At 62.6% G+C, this 17,914-nt stretch carries 21 protein-coding genes; 4 read left to right on the forward strand and 17 right to left on the reverse strand.

Features of this window, described 5'->3' with window-relative positions:
• Positions 1 to 225: 225 nt before the first annotated feature.
• Positions 226 to 804, reverse strand: a complete 579-nt coding sequence (locus tag PSH73_RS24600; RefSeq protein ID WP_057440349.1) for a YceI family protein — start codon at positions 802 to 804, stop codon at positions 226 to 228.
• Between the two features lie 32 nt (positions 805 to 836).
• Positions 837 to 1,388, reverse strand: a complete 552-nt coding sequence (locus PSH73_RS24605; RefSeq protein WP_305461552.1) for a cytochrome b — start codon at positions 1,386 to 1,388, stop codon at positions 837 to 839.
• A 274-nt stretch (positions 1,389 to 1,662) separates the two neighbouring features.
• Here PSH73_RS24605 and PSH73_RS24610 point away from each other — a divergent pair, with 274 nt between their 5' ends.
• On the forward strand, positions 1,663 to 3,069 hold the full coding sequence (locus tag PSH73_RS24610; RefSeq protein WP_120734277.1) for an adenosylmethionine--8-amino-7-oxononanoate transaminase: 1,407 nt from the start codon (positions 1,663 to 1,665) through the stop codon (positions 3,067 to 3,069).
• A gap of 89 nt (positions 3,070 to 3,158) precedes the next feature.
• A complete protein-coding gene (locus tag PSH73_RS24615; protein WP_057440352.1) occupies positions 3,159 to 3,878 on the forward strand; it encodes a 16S rRNA (uracil(1498)-N(3))-methyltransferase in 720 nt (239 codons plus the stop codon).
• Between the two features lie 68 nt (positions 3,879 to 3,946).
• Here PSH73_RS24615 and PSH73_RS24620 read toward each other — a convergent pair whose 3' ends face one another.
• The 3 genes from PSH73_RS24620 to PSH73_RS24630 are packed head-to-tail and all read right to left on the reverse strand — an operon-like array spanning position 3,947 to position 6,478.
• Positions 3,947 to 4,849, reverse strand: coding sequence for a transporter substrate-binding domain-containing protein (locus tag PSH73_RS24620; protein WP_057960864.1), 903 nt, complete (start codon positions 4,847 to 4,849; stop codon positions 3,947 to 3,949).
• Positions 4,850 to 4,873: 24 nt separating this feature from the next.
• Complete coding sequence (locus PSH73_RS24625) at positions 4,874 to 5,227, reverse strand: RidA family protein (protein ID WP_198830342.1); 354 nt, start codon at positions 5,225 to 5,227, stop codon at positions 4,874 to 4,876.
• Between the two features lie 9 nt (positions 5,228 to 5,236).
• Complete coding sequence (locus tag PSH73_RS24630) at positions 5,237 to 6,478, reverse strand: D-amino acid dehydrogenase (protein WP_305461556.1); 1,242 nt, start codon at positions 6,476 to 6,478, stop codon at positions 5,237 to 5,239.
• Positions 6,479 to 6,584: 106 nt separating this feature from the next.
• Between PSH73_RS24630 and PSH73_RS24635 the strand changes: the two genes are divergently transcribed.
• Entirely contained in the window at positions 6,585 to 7,487 is a 903-nt protein-coding gene (locus PSH73_RS24635) for a LysR family transcriptional regulator (protein ID WP_057960866.1), read from the forward strand.
• Between the two features lie 138 nt (positions 7,488 to 7,625).
• On the opposite strand, the gene PSH73_RS24640 is transcribed toward PSH73_RS24635, so the two are convergent.
• A complete protein-coding gene (locus PSH73_RS24640) occupies positions 7,626 to 8,243 on the reverse strand; it encodes a hemolysin III family protein (protein WP_057960867.1) in 618 nt (205 codons plus the stop codon).
• Positions 8,244 to 8,407: 164 nt separating this feature from the next.
• Here PSH73_RS24640 and PSH73_RS24645 point away from each other — a divergent pair, with 164 nt between their 5' ends.
• On the forward strand, positions 8,408 to 9,322 hold the full coding sequence (locus PSH73_RS24645; RefSeq protein ID WP_057440356.1) for a LysR substrate-binding domain-containing protein: 915 nt from the start codon (positions 8,408 to 8,410) through the stop codon (positions 9,320 to 9,322).
• A gap of 133 nt (positions 9,323 to 9,455) precedes the next feature.
• Here the strand turns inward: PSH73_RS24645 and madM are convergent, their stop codons facing one another.
• The 11 genes from madM to PSH73_RS24700 form a co-directional block, all read right to left on the reverse strand.
• Positions 9,456 to 10,220, reverse strand: a complete 765-nt coding sequence (madM, locus tag PSH73_RS24650) for a malonate transporter subunit MadM (protein WP_057960868.1) — start codon at positions 10,218 to 10,220, stop codon at positions 9,456 to 9,458.
• Positions 10,221 to 10,225: 5 nt separating this feature from the next.
• On the reverse strand, positions 10,226 to 10,618 hold the full coding sequence (madL, locus tag PSH73_RS24655) for a malonate transporter subunit MadL (RefSeq protein WP_057960869.1): 393 nt from the start codon (positions 10,616 to 10,618) through the stop codon (positions 10,226 to 10,228).
• A gap of 66 nt (positions 10,619 to 10,684) precedes the next feature.
• The gene (gene mdcH / locus PSH73_RS24660) at positions 10,685 to 11,590 is read right to left on the reverse strand and encodes a malonate decarboxylase subunit epsilon (protein WP_057960870.1); all 906 of its coding nucleotides are present in this window, start codon (positions 11,588 to 11,590) and stop codon (positions 10,685 to 10,687) included.
• A complete protein-coding gene (locus tag PSH73_RS24665) occupies positions 11,587 to 12,183 on the reverse strand; it encodes a malonate decarboxylase holo-ACP synthase (protein ID WP_120734279.1) in 597 nt (198 codons plus the stop codon). Before PSH73_RS24665 ends, mdcH begins: the two co-directional genes overlap by 4 nt.
• The gene (mdcE, locus tag PSH73_RS24670; protein ID WP_216312097.1) at positions 12,177 to 12,956 is read right to left on the reverse strand and encodes a biotin-independent malonate decarboxylase subunit gamma; all 780 of its coding nucleotides are present in this window, start codon (positions 12,954 to 12,956) and stop codon (positions 12,177 to 12,179) included. The genes PSH73_RS24665 and mdcE overlap by 7 nt, the downstream gene beginning before the upstream one ends.
• Positions 12,953 to 13,795: a biotin-independent malonate decarboxylase subunit beta gene (locus tag PSH73_RS24675; RefSeq protein WP_198830345.1), complete on the reverse strand. Its 843-nt coding sequence runs from the start codon at positions 13,793 to 13,795 to the stop codon at positions 12,953 to 12,955. The genes mdcE and PSH73_RS24675 overlap by 4 nt, the downstream gene beginning before the upstream one ends.
• Positions 13,788 to 14,087, reverse strand: coding sequence for a malonate decarboxylase subunit delta (locus PSH73_RS24680; protein ID WP_305461560.1), 300 nt, complete (start codon positions 14,085 to 14,087; stop codon positions 13,788 to 13,790). Before PSH73_RS24680 ends, PSH73_RS24675 begins: the two co-directional genes overlap by 8 nt.
• Positions 14,087 to 14,944, reverse strand: a complete 858-nt coding sequence (locus tag PSH73_RS24685) for a triphosphoribosyl-dephospho-CoA synthase (RefSeq protein WP_057960875.1) — start codon at positions 14,942 to 14,944, stop codon at positions 14,087 to 14,089. Before PSH73_RS24685 ends, PSH73_RS24680 begins: the two co-directional genes overlap by 1 nt.
• Positions 14,945 to 16,615 carry a malonate decarboxylase subunit alpha gene (gene mdcA, locus PSH73_RS24690; RefSeq protein ID WP_305461562.1) on the reverse strand — a complete coding sequence of 557 codons (1,671 nt, stop codon included), beginning with the start codon at positions 16,613 to 16,615 and terminating at the stop codon, positions 14,945 to 14,947.
• A gap of 99 nt (positions 16,616 to 16,714) precedes the next feature.
• A complete protein-coding gene (locus tag PSH73_RS24695; protein ID WP_057960877.1) occupies positions 16,715 to 17,437 on the reverse strand; it encodes a hypothetical protein in 723 nt (240 codons plus the stop codon).
• Positions 17,438 to 17,558: 121 nt separating this feature from the next.
• Complete coding sequence (locus PSH73_RS24700; RefSeq protein ID WP_057960971.1) at positions 17,559 to 17,810, reverse strand: DUF6124 family protein; 252 nt, start codon at positions 17,808 to 17,810, stop codon at positions 17,559 to 17,561.
• Positions 17,811 to 17,914 lie beyond the last annotated feature (104 nt).

The raw sequence follows: 17,914 nt of genomic DNA on the forward strand, positions 1-17,914 counted from the left end.
TCAAAGCGCCATGAAAAATGCCCCGCATCGAAAGATCCGGGGCATTTTTATGGGCTCGACAACGATCAACTGCAGAAGCTGGCTTGCCTGCGATGACGGTACTTCAGCCTGCATCGCAGGTGGCTGACCTGCCGCTATCGCAGGCAAGCCAGCTCCTACATTGACCGTATTCCAGGCTAAAAAAAACCGGATCTCACGATCCGGTTTTTTATGCAGCCTGCGAATTTACTTCGTTTTGACACCTTCCAGCGTGATGTCCAGGTCTACAGTCTGGGAAGTCGGGCCAGGGCCTTTGACGCCAAAGTCATTCAGGTTCAGCGTAGTCTTGGCGTTGAAGCCAGCACGTTCGCCGCCCCACGGATCCTTGCCTTCACCGTTGAACGTGGCCTTGAAGGTCACAGGCTTGGTCACACCGTGGAAGGTCAGGTCGCCGGTCACGTCAGCCGTTTTTTCGCCGGTTGGTTTAACTGCGGTCGAAACGAACTTGGCATCGGCGAACTTGCCAACGTCCAGGAAGTCCTTGCTGGCGATGTGCTTGTCACGTTCAGCGTGGTTGGACCACAGGCTGGCGGTTTTCACGTCGACGGCGATTTTGCTGGCTTCAGGCTTGGCGGCATCCCAGCTGAACGTACCATCCCAGTCCTTGAAGGTACCGTGGATGTAGCTGTAGCCCAGGTGGCTGATTTTCCAGTCGATGAAGGCGTGCTGGCCTTCCTTGTCGATCTTGTAATCAGCAGCCATCACCTGACCGGCAGACAGCAGAGCAGTACCGATTGCCAGAGCGGCGAGAGTCTTTTTCAACATGCTTTCTATTCCTTGTGAGTCGAGGTTGAACATCAGGCTTTGCGCCCCAGCATACGAACCAGGGTCGCGTCACGATCAATGAAGTGGTGTTTCAACGCGGCCACGCCATGCAGGCCGGCAAACACCACCAGCACCCAGGCCAGGTAAAAATGCACCAGGCCAGCTACGTCTGCCTGGTCCGGTAGACCGGAAACCACGGCAGGAATTTCAAACAGGCCAAACACCGGGATCCCCACACCGTCTGCGGTGGAAATCAGGTAACCGGCAATCATCACGGCAAACAAGCCGACGTACAGGAACGCATGGCCAAACGCCGCGCCGATACGTGTCATGCGGCTATAGCTGGCCAGTGCGGGCGGCGGCGGGCTGAGCAGGCCCCAGACAATCCGCACCAGCATCACGGCGAATAGCGTAATACCGATGCTTTTGTGCAAGTCCGGGGCGTCTTTGCGCCACAGGCTGTAGTAGTCGAGGCCGACCATCCACAGGCCCAGCGCGAACAAACCAAACACCACCAGCGCCACACTCCAGTGGATAACGATGCTGACCCAGCCGTAGCGGGTCGATGTGTTTCGTAGTTGCATTCCCCAAATCCCGTAAGAGCCGTGCCCAAGACTAGCGTTTTACTTATCGACATAAAGCGGAAAATTTCGCTTCAAAAGATCGACTTATCCGATATTGAGCCTATGAACAGTAAATTAACTAGGGATTAAGGACTATTCAGCACAAACGTGACAGACCGTCCTACATTTACTGCCAATTCACCGCCCATGGGTTGTGACACAGCCCACCATTGCATAGGCTTGCGCGATTGTTTTGCCTGCGCAGGCAGTGGCAGCGCTTCGAGGAGACTAAAAGATGGGCTTGAATAACCAGTGGATGCAACGCGACCTCGCCGTGCTGTGGCATCCCTGCACCCAGATGAAAGACCACCAGCAACTGCCGCTGGTGCCGATCAAGCGCGGTGAAGGCGTATGGCTGGAAGACTTCGAAGGCAAGCGCTATCTCGATGCGGTCAGTTCGTGGTGGGTCAATGTGTTCGGCCACGCCAACCCGCGTATCAATCAGCGCATCAAGGACCAAGTGGACCAACTGGAGCACGTGATCCTCGCCGGTTTCAGCCACCAGCCGGTGATCGAGCTGTCCGAGCGTCTGGTCAAGCTCACCCCCGAAGGCCTGACCCGCTGCTTCTATGCCGACAATGGCTCGTCGTGCATCGAAGTCGCGTTGAAGATGAGCTTTCACTATTGGCTCAACCGCGGCCAGCCGAATAAAAAGCGCTTTGTCACCCTGACCAACAGCTACCACGGCGAAACCATCGCCGCGATGTCGGTCGGCGATGTGCCGCTGTTCACCGAGACCTACAAGGCCCTGCTGCTGGACACCATCAAGGTGCCCAGCCCGGACTGCTACCTGCGCCCCGCCGGCATGAGCTGGGAAGAACACTCCCGCAACATGTTCCAGGCCATGGAACAGACCCTGGCGGACCACCACGACAGCGTCGCCGCGGTGATCGTCGAGCCGCTGATCCAGGGCGCCGGTGGCATGCGCATGTACCACCCGGTGTACCTCAAGCTGCTGCGCGAAGCCTGCGACCGGTATGGCGTGCACCTGATCCACGACGAAATCGCCGTGGGTTTCGGCCGCACCGGCAGCATGTTCGCCTGTGAGCAGGCGGGCATCCGCCCCGACTTCCTGTGCCTGTCCAAGGCCCTCACCGGTGGCTACCTGCCGCTGGCCGCCGTGGTCACCACCGAAGATGTGTACAGCGCCTTCTACGACGACTACCCGACCCTGCGCGCGTTCCTGCACTCCCACAGCTACACCGGCAACCCGCTGGCGTGTGCGGCGGCCCTGGCGACCCTGGATATCTTCGAAGAAGACAACGTCATCGAGAACAACAAGGCCCTGGCCCAGCGCATGGCCACGGCCACCGCGCACCTGGTGGACCACCCCCATGTGTCGGAAGTGCGCCAGACCGGCATGGTGCTGGCCATCGAGATGGTCCAGGACAAGGCCACCAAGACCGCCTACCCCTGGCAGGAACGGCGCGGCCTGAAGGTGTTCGAGCACGCCCTGGAACGCGGCGCATTGCTGCGCCCGCTGGGCAGTGTGGTGTACTTCCTGCCGCCGTACGTGATTACCCCGGAGCAGATCGACTTCCTCGCTGAAGTGGCCACTGAAGGCATTGATATCGCCACCAACAGCACAGTCAGCGTGGCCGTGCCCAAGGACTTCCACCCAGGCTTTCGCGACCCCGGCTGATTGAACCCACCCCATTAATCTGGCGCCTGGCCTGCCGCATCGCGGGCAAGCCCGGCTCCCACAGGTTTTGCATTTTCCCGAGAACAGAAATGAGACTGTCCCGCTTTTTCACCGATACCCCGTTGAGCCTTGGCGACCACGAGTTGCCCGAGGCCCAGGCGCACTACATCAGCCGCGTGCTGCGCATGAACGAAGGCGATGCCGTGCAACTGTTCGACGGTTCTGGCCAGGAATTTCGCGGCAGCCTGCTGGAAGTCGGGAAAAAACGCGTGACAGTGCAACTGACCGAAGCCTTCGCCGGCCAGGTGGAGTCGCCTTTGCACATTCATCTGGGTCAGGGCTTGTCCCGTGGCGAGCGCATGGACTGGGCCATCCAGAAAGCCACCGAGCTTGGGGTCAACGCCATCACACCGATTTTCAGCGAGCGCTGCGAAGTGCGCCTCAAGGACGAACGCGCCGACAAGCGCCTGCTGCACTGGCGCCAGGTCGCAATCAGCGCCTGCGAGCAATGCGGGCGCTCCACGGTGCCGGTGATTCACCCACCGTTGTTGCTGGCCGACTGGTTGAAACAGGCTGAGGCGGATTTGAAGTTGGTGCTGCACCCGGTGGCCGAGCCACTGGTGAGCCATGCCAAACCGTCGAGCCTGGCGTTTTTGATCGGCCCGGAGGGAGGCTTGACCGATGGCGAAGTCCAGAGCGCGCAAAATGCTGGCTTCCACGCCGCACGCCTGGGCCCGCGAGTATTGCGCACCGAGACCGCGCCCGTAGTTGCGCTATCCGTTGCGCAACAACTGTGGGGCGACTTCTAACCCCACTGTGCAAACCCAATCAAAACGGTGGGAGCTGGCTTGCCAGCTCCCACATCGGGATGGGTGGGTTACTCCACCGGATCGCTGACCGGCTTGGCAATAATCGCCTTCAGCTCGCTGGTCATGGGGAATTCCAGGTTCAAGCCCTTCGGCGGGATCGGCTGTTCAAACCAGCGCTGGTAGATCCCATTGATTTCCCCCGAGCTGTACAGCTCGCCCAGGGTCTCGTTGACCACCGCCAGAAACTGCGGGTCGTCCTTGCGCACCATGCAGCTGTAGATTTCCCGCGATTGCTCCTCGCCCACCACCACCCACTTGTGCGGGTCCTTGGCCTTGGCGCGCTCGCCGTAGAGCAACGCATCGTCCATATAAAACGCCACGGCCCGGCCCGATTGCAGCATCTGGAACGCTTCGCCGTGATCCTTGGCGCTGATCACCGACATATCCAGCTTATGCTCGTGGTTGTAGCTCTTGAGGAAGCGCTCGTTGGTGGTGCCTGCAGTGGTCACCACATTCTTGCCGCGCAGGTCGGCGAAGCGCTGGATACCGCTGTCCTTGGCAGTGAGCAACTGGCCCTTCACATAGATAAAGCCATAGGAAAACGCCACCTGCTTCTGCCGCTCGGCCGTCACCCCGGTGGAGCCGCACTCCAGGTCAACGGTACCGTTGATCACCAACGGAATACGGGTCTGGGAGGTGACCAGGTTGTACTTCACGTTGAGCTGGGGCACGCCGGTCTTCTGTTGGATACGCTCGACAATCTTGCTCGCCAGGTCCACCGAGTAACCCATGGGCTTGCCGGTATGGTCGCCGACATAGGAAAACGGCACCGACGCATCGCGATAGCCCAGGGTGATGCTCTTGGCGTTCGCGACCTTGGCCAGGGTGCCCGTCAGCGGCGCTTCATTGGCCTGGGCCTGGGCAGTCAACAACAGCCCCAGCGCAGTGCCGATCAACGTGATTTTTTGCATTGTTATTCTCCGTTGGTTTTCTTGTTATGGGCGGCGCACAGCGATGACGCTGATTTCCACCAGCACACTCGGGCGTGCCAGCTCCGCCTGCAGGGTGGTGCGGGTCGGTGCCTGGCCGGGCGTGAGCCAGGCGGACCAGGCATCATTCATCGGCGCAAAGCCCTCCTGAATGTTTTTCAGGTAGATCGTCGCGTTGAGCAGATGATCCTTGTCACTGCCGGCTTCGGCCAGCAACGCATCAATTTTGGTCAGCACCTCTTGGGTCTGGGTGGCGACGTCCTGGCCCTCGCCCGGCACCTGGCCGGAGAGGAATACCAGGTCCTGGTAGGTCACGGCGCCCGACAGGCGACTATTGCTGTTGATCCGGGTGATGGTCATTGCAGTGTCCTATGCGGCGCGGGGCGCGAGGCCCTGCATATCAATGGAAGGGGTATGCCGGCCGATCAGTTCGGCCAACAGCTGGCCGCTGCCACAGGCCAGGGTGAAACCCAGGGCGCCATGGCCAAGGTTGAGCCACAGGTTGCGGTACACACTGGCGCCAATCAGCGGCACGCCGCTGGGGGTGGCCGGGCGCATGCCGGCCCATTCGATGGCCTGGCTGTAATCGCCGGCCAAGGGGAACGTCTCACTGGCCTGGCGCTTGATCAGGGCCAGGCGCTTGGGCTCAAGGCCCGTATCAAAGCCGACGATGTCGACCATCGCCGCCACCCGCAGTTGCTCACCGATCCGTGCGTAGACGATCTTGCGGTCATAGTCGGTGATGCTGATTTTCGGCGCGGCGTGCTGCTCGCCAATCGGCACGCTCAAGCTGTAGCCCTTGAGCGGATACAGCGGCAACGCGATGCCCGGCAAGGCCAACTCGGGGCTGCGCACCCCCGCCGCCAGCACCAGGTGCTGCACCGGCATCACCTCGCCACCCAACTCAATCGCCTGCACCGTGCCGTTGGCATGGCGGATGCCCGTGACTTTGCGCCCCAGCACAAACCGGCAACGACCCGACGCTTCCAGGCGTGCCGCCAATTGCTGGCAGAAGCCATGACAATCCGCCACTTCTTCATTGGGTGTGTAGATGCCCCCGACAAAATCCGAGGCCCCCAGGGTCGGTTCCAGGCGAGTGCAATCGGCCGCCGACAGCACTTGCTGTTGCAGGCGATCGAGCACCTTATTGCGAGCGTGTTCAAACGTGTGGTGGCTGCGAAACGTCACCAGCTTGCCGTTGCGTTTCCAGTCGAAACCGTCCAGCCCGTCTTCTTCGCGCCACTGCTGCAAGATGCCCTGGCTCAGGCTGGCCAGGCGCAACAAGTGGCCGGCATTACGTTTGTTTACCGAAGCCCGGCAGGCGCCGAGGAACGAGGCCATCCAACGCCATTGCGCCGGGTCCAGGCGCGGGCGCAACTTCAACGGTGAATCACCGCGCAGCAGCCAGCCAATGGCTTGCAGCGGCACACCTTTGTCCGCCAGCGGCGCAACGTAGCGATAGGACAACTGGCCGCCATTGGCAAAGCTGGTCTCGCTGCCCAGGCTGTCGCGGGCCTCGACCACGGTCACGTCCATGCCGGCGCGCACCAGGGCATAGGCACTCGCCAGACCGATGACCCCACCGCCAATGATGCAAACCTGCTGAGCCATGTCGATTCCCAAGCGTTGTAATGAGCGTCCAAGGGTAGGGGCAGGTGACAGGCGCCGGACAATGAATAAAGATGGGCCACCTATAAACAAAGGTTATGGACTCGTCATGCGCTTGCGTCATATCGAAATCTTCCAGGCCATCCGCCAGACCGGCTCGGTCAGCGCCGCCGCGCAGTTGCTGCATGTCTCGCAACCGGCGGTGACCAAGGTGCTGCAACATGCCGAGCTGCAACTGGGCTTCCCGCTGTTCCTGCGCATCCGCGGCAAGCTGCAGCCCACCCCGGAAGCCCTGGCCCTGGAGCGCGAAGTCGATAAGGTCAGCGAAAGCCTGCAAGGCGTGCGGCGCCTGGCGCAGAACCTGCGACGCGCACCCGGTCAAAGCCTGCGTATCGGCGCCACGCCAGCCCTGGCCTTGTCGCTGCTGCCGCCGGCGATTGGCGAATGGACCCAGCGCTACCCGGACATCGCCTGCGAACTGTCCAGCGCCCACAGCCGTGAGCTGGTACAAAACCTGTTGATGCGCGAGATGGATGTGGCGCTGACCCTCAAGTCCCCGGACCATCCGGGGCTCAAGGCCCAGGCATTGGCCCACGGCGTGTTGGTAGCCCTGGCGCCACGGGGCTTCTGGCCGGCAGCGGAACTGGGCAAACCCTTGCCCTTGATGGCCCTGGCGGGCGCGCCGTTGATTGGCCTGTCGAGTGCCGACCCACTGTCGGCGCGGCTCGACAGCTACCTGGAAGCGGTCGAGCCGCCGCCGCGCGTGCGGATCTCGGTGCAGACCTATTCCCTGGCCCGCGCCATGGTCGAATCCGGCGCCGGCCTGGCGGTGATCGACCCTTTCACCGCGCTGGGTGCATCCACCGACAGCACCTGCATCCGCCCCCTGGCCCCGCCGTTGCCCATCACCCTGTATGCCCTGACCCGCGCCGACGAACCGCCGCCGCATATGTTGGCGAGCCTGTTGGAGATCTTTGGCAGCCGTGCCCAGGAGCAGTTAGACCGTCTCTAAAACACCACAAAACCCATGTGGGACTGGGCTTTTATGAGAGCTGGCTTGCCTGCGATGCAGGCGCCTCGGTTCATCAGTTAAACCGCAGTGATGCTATCGCAGGCAAGCCAGCTCCCACACAAGCCAGCGGCTACAGTTTCAGAGCACGTAGCGCATGATCGCCACAAAATGCAGCAGGCTGCCGCCAATCACAAACAAGTGCCAGATCCCATGGGAATGCCTTAACCGGTGTTCCAGGGCAAAAAAGATAATCCCCACCGTGTACAACACCCCGCCCGACGCCAGCCAGATAAACCCGTCCATGCCCAGCGCGGCAATCAACGGTTTGACCGCCACCAACACAATCCAGCCCATCACCGCATAAATCACAATCGACAATATGCGCGCCTCGGAACGCGGCTTGATCTCCTGCAGGATCCCGATCACCGCCAGCCCCCAGACAATCCCGAACAGCGTCCAGCCCCACGGCCCGTGCAGGGTCACCAGGCAAAACGGCGTGTAGCTGCCAGCGATCAGCAGGTAGATCGAAAAGTGGTCGACCTTCTGCATGATCGCTTTCTTGCGCCCGCGCACGCTGTGATACACCGTCGAGGCGCTGTACAGCACCAGCAGCGTAACCCCGTAGATCGCCACGCTGACGATCTTCCACGGGCTGCCGTCCATACTCGCCACCACCAACATCCACACCGCGCCGATAAAGGCTGCCACGGCGCCGAGCAAATGGCTCCAGGCGTTGAATCGTTCTCCGTGATACATGTGTCGCCGACCTCCAAAACTGCTGCGTCTACCCCATAAGGCTCAGGCCTGCCAGACGAGAGTGCAAGACCGTTATGACGACTGCGGTACAGATGGCGCTACATGGCTGGGAGCAGCGGGGTTTTGCGGGCACAATCGAACGCATTCGAATAAGAGTCATCGCCATGCTGATCGACGAAGAATTCACCCTCAAGAAACTGGAAATCTTCCTGGCCTTCATGCGCACCGGCAACCTGGCCCGCGCCGCCGCCGAGTTGCAGACCAGCAATGTCAGCGTGCACCGGGCCATCCACTCCCTGGAAAACGCCCTGCGTTGCCCGCTGTTCAAACACGAAGGGCGCAACCTCACCCCGCTGGAAAGCGCCTACGTCCTCGAAGAACGCGCACAGAAGCTGGTGCAAGAGGTGGTCGACAGCGTGCGCCTGACCCGCGAAGCCGCCGGTTTCTCTGCCGAACGTTTCAAGCTCGGCGCCTTGTATTCACTGACGGTCAAGACCGTGCCGCAACTGATCATGGGCCTGAAAATCAGGCGCAGCGAGCTGAATATCGACCTGATCCTGGGCTCCAACGTCGACCTGATGTACAAGCTCAAGAACATGGAAGTGGATGCGATCCTGATCTCCCTCGACGACCAGGCCGTCGAGCCGGACTGCGCGCAGATTCAGCTGTTTTCCGACGACATCTTCCTCGCCACCCCCGCCGACTCGCCCCTGGACCGCGAACAGGAAATCGATCTGGCCCAGGTGCGCGACGCCACCTTCATCACCCTGACCCAAGGCTTCGCCACCCACCAGGACGGTGCGCGGGTGTTCAAGCAGGCGGGCTTCGAGCCGAAGGTGGCGATGCAGGTCAACGACATCTTCACCCTGCTGAGCATGGTCAGCTCGGGCGTTGGCTATGCGCTGCTGCCGGGGAGGATTGCGGCGGTGTATGAGAACCGGGTCAAGCTGATCCCGTTGCAGCCACGCTACCGGTTGCAGCAGCACATTGGCGTGGTGTTCTTGAAGGCCAAGGAGCGTGATCCGAACTTGCTGGCGTTGTTGGCGGAGTGTCGGATGTATGCCAATCGGCAAATTTGAAACCGCCATCGCAGGCAAGTCGAATCGTCGCACCGCAGCTCCCACATTTGAATGTATTCACACATCAAAATGCGGGGGCGGCGGTGCGACTTGCCCGCGATGAGGCCCGATCATTCAATCGAAATGTTGTGCCCTACCCCACCAACCCCCGCATCATCAAAAACAACAACGAAGGCCCCAACAAACACCCCAGCGCCGTATAAAACGCCGCCGTCAGGCAGCCATAAGGCACCAGCTTCGGATCAGTCGCCGCCAACCCGCCAGCCACACCGCTGGAGGTGCCCATCAACCCGCCAAAGATCACCGCACTGCGCGGGCTGTTCAGGCCGATCAGCGGCGCGACGAACGGGGTCATTACCATCACCAAAATGGCCTTGATCAACCCCGCCGCAATCGACAGTGCCATCACCTCGGAACTGGCGCCAATCGCCGCCCCGGTCACCGGCCCGACGATATAGGTCACAGCACCCGCGCCGATGGTGGTCAGGCTCACCGCATCGGTATAACCAAACGCCATGGCCACCCCGACGCCGGCGATAAATGACGAACCGACGCCGACAAACAACGCCAGCACCCCCACATACCCGGCGCGTTTGAGTTCATCGACGCTCACACCAAACGCGGTGGCGACGATGGCAAAGTCCCGCAGCATCGCCCCGCCCAGCAGGCCGATGCCCGACAGCAGCGGGATATCCACCACGCCCTTGGCCCCGCCGGTAAACGCACCGCCCACATAGGACAACACCAGCCCCAGCAGGATCGCGATGGCCGAGCCATGCAGGCGGCCTTTGGTGAAGTTGTCGCTGATCCAGTAGGACACCCACATGGTCAGGCCGATCACCGCAAAACCACTGATCAGGCCGTAGCCGGTGATGACTTTCATCAAGGATTCGTACATGGCGCTCACCCTGCCGACTTGGTGGGAACGACCGCATCCGGCTCACGGTTGCCGATGCGTACCAGCACCGGCACCAGGGCAAATGCCACCACCACCGCACTAGCACCGGCGAGGATCGCCATGGGGCCGCCACTGATCGCGCCATACACGTTTTGCTGGGCTGCCATGGCCACCACAATGGGAATGTACACCGCCGCCCAGAAGCTCACGCCCTGCTCGGATTTGCCGGTAAACAGGCCACGCTTGCCGAGGTAACTGCCCAGGCCGATCAGCAGCAACATCGCGATTCCCACCCCGCCGACGTTGGCCGGAATGCCCATCCATTTGCCCAACAGCTCGCCGACAAACAAGCCTGCAAGGGTACACAAGGCCAGAAACGCCACACCGTAAATAATCATGCTGGTAGTCCTCTTGATGCTTGATCGAAATTGTTGTTTTTGTGCTTCGAAAGCCAAGCTCACGCTTTATCGGTGGTGGCGGCCCTCCTGTTCCAGCAGGGCCTGCAAGGTGTCCAGGCGCGCGCCTTCGAAGGCGATCACGGTGCCTTGCTCAAACACACGCCGCGCCAGGCCAGTGAGGACTGCGCCCGGTGGCAGTTCGATCTGCAGGCGTACACCACGCTCATAGGCGCTTTGCACGGTGCCGCGCCAATCGACGATGCGGCACATGTTGAACGCCAGGTCGTCGCGCAACTGCGCGGGATCACGGATCGGCCGCGCCCGGGTACTGCTCAGGTAAGTGATGGCCGGCGCATGGAGCGCAACCTTGGCGAATGCCTCGGCGAGGGCCTCGGCCGGCTGCTCCAGCAGAGCGCAGTGGGACGGCACGCTGACGGCCAGGCGCTTGGCCACGGCCTGGCCTTTGACACGATCCGCGACACGCTGCATGCCGGTATCGCTGCCGGCAATCACGCACTGGTTGTCGGCATTGATATTGGCCAGGTACACCGGGGTTTGCGTGCTGTGGACCTCGGCGAGCACGCTTTCGACGGTGGATAACTCCAGGCCGATCAGTGCGGTCATGCCATAGCCCTGTGGATAAGCGTGCTGCATTAGTTCACCGCGCAGGCTGACCAGCCGGAGCGCATCGGCAAACTCCAGGGCGCCCGCGATCACCGCCGCCGGATAGGCCCCGATGGACAGACCCGCCACGTAATCCGGGATGCGTTGCAATTGCCGGGCATGGGCCACGCCGGCGATCAGCAGGCACAGTTGCACAGCGCGGGTGCTGGCCAGGGCGTGCGCCGAATCGAGCTGGCGCACATCTTCGACCAACGCATCACTGGCCTCATCAAGGACGCTGGCGGGCAGTTGCTGGAGCATGCCCGGACGCTGGGCGCCCTGCCCCGGAAACACCAAGAGGCTGCTCATGCCACCGCCTGCCAAGGGTCGCTGACCAAGTGCGCACCGCTGGCGTTTTTCAGCAGCACCCGTTGCGCGGGGCCGGCCCATTCGCGCAAGGCGACGGCGCCATAAGGGGTTTGCAATTGCAGGTCCACGGCACACGGCGCGGTGTTCAGAATCGCCAACAGACCCTCGGCATCGCCGCGATCAAGACGCTCGGGAGTGCGCAGCAGCAGGTCCAGATCGCTCTGGGCATGCAGCGCTTCAATGCCCGTGGCCAACTCGAACCCCGCGCTGCCGGTCACGCCCCAAGCCTCTTGCGCCAGCACCGGCCGCAGTTGATCGAGGGCGCGCAACGCCGGTAGATTCCGGGGCGAAATCACCCCGCGCAGGGCCTCGGGTGTCACTCGCCGTTGCACAGCCGCCAGGGGCATCACGGCCGCAAAACGCTGCTCGCGCAAACGCCCACGCACCCCCACCGCCACGTAGCCCGGATCGACCAGCGCCCGGCGTACCACCACCGGATGCCCCGCCCCGATCACCGCCAGGACCCAGGCCGGTGCGTCAGCAGGCAGGTGCGCCGGGGTCATGCCCCAGAGCAAGTCGTGGGCGTTCACCATTGTTCCCGCAGCAGTTGGCGCACATGGCTGGACGCGGCACGGTTGGCGGCGCCCAGGCGCCCGCGCAAATCGCGCACGCCGCTGTTCTCCACATCCTTGATCGCCTGCACCAGGCAATCCCTGACCCGCGCCAGGTCGTCGACGGTCGGCTGTTCGATCTGGCTGACCGTCAGGGTTTCCCAGAGCAAGCCGAGGCTGGCATAGCTGTCGATGTCATAGGCCATGGGCGGCACGCTGGCGGCCAGGGCTTCCAGTTCTTCGACGCTGCGCAGGGTCACCCGCGCCGCCGAGGCTTTGCCCATGGCGTGCACCATCACCCCAGGGTCGCGCAGGGCGATCAGGCGATTGGCCTGGTAGCCATGGGCGAGAAACGCCCCGGACATGGCCTTGCCCACCAGCAACCCGATCACCGGGTGCCCGGCCAGGCGCGCGCGGGCATAACTGTCTGCCGCCGCCGCCAGGGCTTGATGGATGCCCAGGGCTTCTTCGCGACGGCCATAGGCCTGGCTGGGCACGTCGACGATGGCAACAATCGGGCGTTGATCGCCGCTGGCGATGGCTTCATCCACCGCCTTGGCCAGGCCCCAGCCTTCCAGCAGACCGACTTCACCCTGGCGCGCCCGGGGGAAGCGGTTGGCAGCATCCGGCACCACCGCGATAAAGCGTACGGCATGCTCGCCGAGTACCCCATCGGCGACTTTCAACGACGCCGGCAAACCCGCCACTGGCGCTGCGCCGGCGCTCAATGCATTGAACCACTGCAAGCCTCTCATGGGCGTTCTCCCTGATACAGGTCGCGAACCGTGGCCGGTTCGATCTGCGGTTCGGCGTCCAACGCAGCCAGGCGTGCCAGGTAATAGTCGGCCTGACGGCTGCGTTGCACTGCCGGCAAACCTTGCTGCAACAGTTCACTGATCGGCTGGCGGATCTGCGCCACATCGTCCGCCACATAACGGTCGGCCAAGCCGCTGTTGAAGCGCTGCTCGCCGCCGGTCAGGCTCCAGATAAAGGGCCGGTCACGGGAGTCGTATTCTTCAAGGCCGGCTTCCTGTTCGATCACTTGTGGGCCGTTCAAGCCCAGGCGTGCTTCGCGGGTCACCAGCAAGTAACTGCACAGGCCAGCGGCAATGGACATGCCGCCAAAACAGCCCACGCTGCCGGCCACCACGCCGATCACCGGCTGGTACTGGCGCAGGTCGACAATCGCGGCGTGGATATCGGCAATCGCCGCCAGCCCGAGGTTGGCTTCCTGCAAGCGCACGCCGCCGGTTTCCAGCAGCAACACAGCCCGCGTGGGAATGCCGTTGCGGTTGTCCTCGGCGGCCAGTTCCAGGGCACCGGCGATTTTCGCGCCGCCCACTTCACCCAGGCTGCCGCCCTGGAAGTTGCCTTCGATGGCCGCAATCACCAGCGGCAGGCCGTCGAGCGTGCCCTTGGCGATCACCACCCCATCGTCGGCCTGCGGCACCACGCCCTGGCGACTCAACCACGGCGACATCACGCGCTGGAACGGGTCGATCAGTTCACGGTAGCTGCCGGCATCCAGCAAGGCCTTGGCCCGCTGGCGGGCACCGAGTTCGACGAAGCTGTGCCTATTGAGTAAATCAGTCATGGCCAAGCTCCTCGAAACCTTGCTCCAGGCGCAAACGCACCACGCCGGGGGTGGCGCCAAAATCGTGGATCTGAATGTTCAAGGCCGGTGGGGTCTGTTCCTGGAAGATCCGCTGGAACAGGTGCTGCCAGCGTTGCTCGGCGCCGTTGACCGAGGTTTGCACCTGGATGCTCAAGGTGCCCGCCGTGCCTGGTTCCAGCAACACTTCAAGGTCGCCGGAACCGACGCAACCCACCAGCGCACGGCCTTTGTGCGGCTGCCCGGCGGGGAATTCAAAGGATAGGGTTTCCATCAAAACGCTCCGTCGCAAGACTCGATGCGGTCGATAAACAGGCACGCGGCCAACAGGTCGGCGGCGCCACCGGGGGAAGCATTCAGCGCCAGCAGTTGCTGGTCCAATTCATTGAGGCGACGCCGCCCCGCCAGGCTCGCGCTGCCGCCCGCATCCAACACGGCCTGGGCGCCTAGTTGCATGGCCTGCAGGCCGTCGGTGCCGGCGCGGTAGAGCACGCAGGTGTCGGCCAGTTGGGTCATGATCGCCAACAGTGCGTCGAGGCGCGCGTTCTGCTCGCCGTGGTGCTGCAGGCGGCTTGCATGCAGTTGCGGCAGGCCGCGTTGCAGCACGGCGGGGAAGCCCAGTTGCGCTTCTTCGCGGGCGCCACGCACGCCATAGCGTTGCGCGACTTGCGCGCCGTGGCTGAGCGGTTGCGGTGCAAAACGGTCATTGAGCAGGGCCAGGCGCGCAGCCCGCAGGCTCAGGGCACTGGCGTGACGGGAGGTGGGGTCCAGCGCGGCAGCGGCCACCAGCAGACCGAGGGCCCAGATCGCGCCACGGTGGGTGTTCACGCCCTGGGTAGTGGCGAGCATCGCCTGCTCGCCTTCGCGGCCGATACGGCCGAGGGCTTCGCGCAGCGGCAGGCCAATTTCACCCAGGGCAATCGCCGCTTCGGCCATTTCCTTGAAGGCCGGCCACAGGGACAGCGCCGAGGCGTGCATCAGGCCCAGGTGTAGATCCTGATGGGCGCCATTGCCGCGCCGATCCACCAGCGCCGGTTTGGGCGACAGGTCCGCTTCGTCGATCAGCGCCTCGACCGCCAGGTCCGCCAGTTGCTCGGCCAGGGTCAGTGTGTGCAGTTTGAGTGCGTGCATTTACCAGCTCCTGAACTTGGCGGGCGGGTTGTACAGGCCACCGGACCAGTCCACCAGGTCGGCCACGCTTTTGGCCGCCAGCAGTTCGCGGGTGGCATCGGTGCGGCGGATCCCGAGGTCTTCGGGCAAGGCGATCAGGCCTTCGCGGCGCATGCGCGCGGTGTCCTTGGGGTTGTGGCGCAAGCCGATGACGGTCACCCCGGCGACCGCCGCGATCATCGCCTGGCGCTCTTCCAGGGAGCGCGCCTTGTACAGGTAGGCGATGCCTTCTTCGGTGAGCAAGTGGGTCACGTCGTCGCCGTAAATCATGATCGGCGCCAGGGGCATGCCGCTTTTGCGCGCCACTTCCACCGCGTCGAGGGTGTCGACGAAGGTCGGTTTGCCGCCCTCCTGGAAGGTCTCGACCATTTGCACCACCAGTTTTTTGCCGCGTTCCAGCAAGGCTTCGGGGGCGTCGTCATGGCGCATGTCGAGCCAGGCCGGGGTGCCGTGGCGGCGCCCGCGCGGGTCGTGGCCCATATTCGGCGCGCCACCAAACCCGGCGAGCCGGCCACGGGTCACGGTGGACGAATGACCGTCACCATCCACCTGCAAGGTGGCGCCGATAAACAGGTCCACCGCGTATTGCCCCGCCAGTTGGCAGAACATCCGGTTGGAGCGCAACGAGCCATCGCGACCGGTGAAGAACACATCCGGGCGCGCGGCGATGTAGTTTTCCATGCCCAGTTCGGTGCCGAAGCAATGCACGCTTTCGACCCAGCCACTTTCGATGGCGGGGATCAGCGTCGGGTGCGGGTTGAGGGTCCAGTTGCGGCAGATCTTGCCTTTAAGGCCCAGGGACTCGCCGTAGGTCGGCAGGATCAGTTCAATCGCGGCAGTGTTGAAACCAATGCCATGGTTCAGCGACTGCACATTGTGTTTTTCGTAGATGCCACGGATCGCCATCATCGCCATCAACACATGCACCGGCTTGATATGCCGGGGGTCGCGGGTGAACAGCGGTTCGATATAGAAGGGTTTGTCGGCCACCACCACGAAATCCACCCAACTGGCCGGGATGTCCACACGGGGCAAGTCGCTGACGTCGTCGACCAATTGGTTGACCTGCACGATGACGATGCCATCGCTGAAGGCCGCCGGTTCGATCAGCGCCGGGGTGTCTTCGGTACTGGGGCCGGTGTAGATATTGCCGGCGCGGTCGGCCATAAAGCCGGCGGACAGCACCACGTTGGGGATCAGGTCTACGACCAGTCGCGCATAGAGTTCGATGTAGGTGTGGATCGCGCCGACTTCCAGCAGGCCATCTTCAAGGAGCTGGCTGATGCGCAGGGATTGGGTGCCGGCAAACGAGAAATCGAGTTTGCGTGCGATACCCTTTTCAAACAGGTCCAGGTGCTCGGAACGCCCGACGCTGGGCATGATCATGTGCAAGTCATGGAGCACGGCCGGGTCGGCCTTGGCCAGGGAGCGCGAGAGAAAGTCAGCCTGCTTCTGGTTATTGCCTTCCAGCACCACCCGGTCGCCGGGCAGGATCAGGGCTTGCAGGGCCTCGACGATCCGGTCGCTGGGCAGCACGGCCCCGTCGGCAAACGCCTGCACCAGCCCGAGCCGCCGCTGCTTCTCGTCGCGGCGCCGCGTCCAGCGCGAGTCGGGGGTTATTGTTGTTGTCATGATCGCTCCACGGGTTCGCTGTCGTGGGGCTCACCATAGGAGTGAATCGGAGGGGTATCAATCAAGCTCGGTGGTGGACTGTTACGGTTGGAGTAACGGTCAGGAGCGCCGCCATTCCCTGCGCTGGCGCCACACGGTCCAGCCCATCGCAATGCCCGCTACGCCATGGAACCCCAGCACCGCCGCCAGGCTCCAGCTCACCAGCCCCCAAATCGCCTGCACGTACACGGGCAGCAGAAACAGCAACAGCCCAAACAACACGGCCACGCCCAGCTGTTCCCACTTCATCAACCGACGCAGATAGGAGACGATCGCACAGCCCGACGCTGCGCCCAGGAAAACCAGCAACAGGCCCGACACGACATGCCCCGTTACCACAGGCCAACCGAAGAACCACAAGAGCAGGCAGAGCGCAGACAAGGCAAGTGAGCACATGAGGATAAACACGAACAGGTATTCAAAGATCCTCAGGCCCCAGCCGCGGACGAAGTTGCGGGTCTTTTGGAGCTCGGCCTTGCTCGGTCCTTTCGAGATAGCCACCGCCAGCAGGCCCGAGCCCAGGCCGCCCAGGGTCATGACTATAAAGTTGGTCACAACCCCTTTGATTTCTTTGCCGGTGGCGCTGAGCGTCAGCAGTTCCAGGTGCCCCAGAATCAACACCGCACCTACGGACGTGATCCCAAACCCTAAGAGCTTGCCGCGCCTGGTCGGGTGTTTCATCGTCACGCTGGCGGTGATCACCAGCACCACAAGCCACATTATGAAAGCGAAGGTAAATGGGTTGAGGTTATACAGCCGGGCAAATACATCAAATAGCCACATTGTGTTGTTGCTTCCACCGAAAGACTCCTTGGGTTATCGGCGGGTTTACGTGGGGCTTTACCCGAGCAGGCATCAGTCCCAAAAAGGGAACGAACGGTCCCTTTCTGGGACTGATCAAGTTTTACGCAGCGGCCGCAGGCGATATTTGCTCCAGCGCACGCTCGACCAGCAGTTGGCCCAGTTCGGTCATTTGTTGGATGGCCAGGAGTACGCCGCGCTGGGCGCCGTTGAGCTCAAAGGCCAGGGCGCAGGTCAGGGCGTTGAGGGAGGCGAGGGTTTCGCTGGCGTTGACCAGCAGGGTTTCGGTGTTCTGGTGTGGGTTGACGGTGAAGATACTGGATGAGGTAGGTGGGTTGGGGGTGGGTTTGATCATGGTGAACATCTCCGATATGTGAAGGAGACTGACACCACTTGCTTGCACGCAAATCGGGTGGCAGCTGTGCGCAGGTGTGCAAGACCGGGCATATCGGCCCCCGG

The sequence above is a fragment of the Pseudomonas sp. FP2294 genome, from assembly GCF_030687625.1.
Lineage (GTDB): Bacteria > Pseudomonadota > Gammaproteobacteria > Pseudomonadales > Pseudomonadaceae > Aquipseudomonas > Aquipseudomonas shahriarae.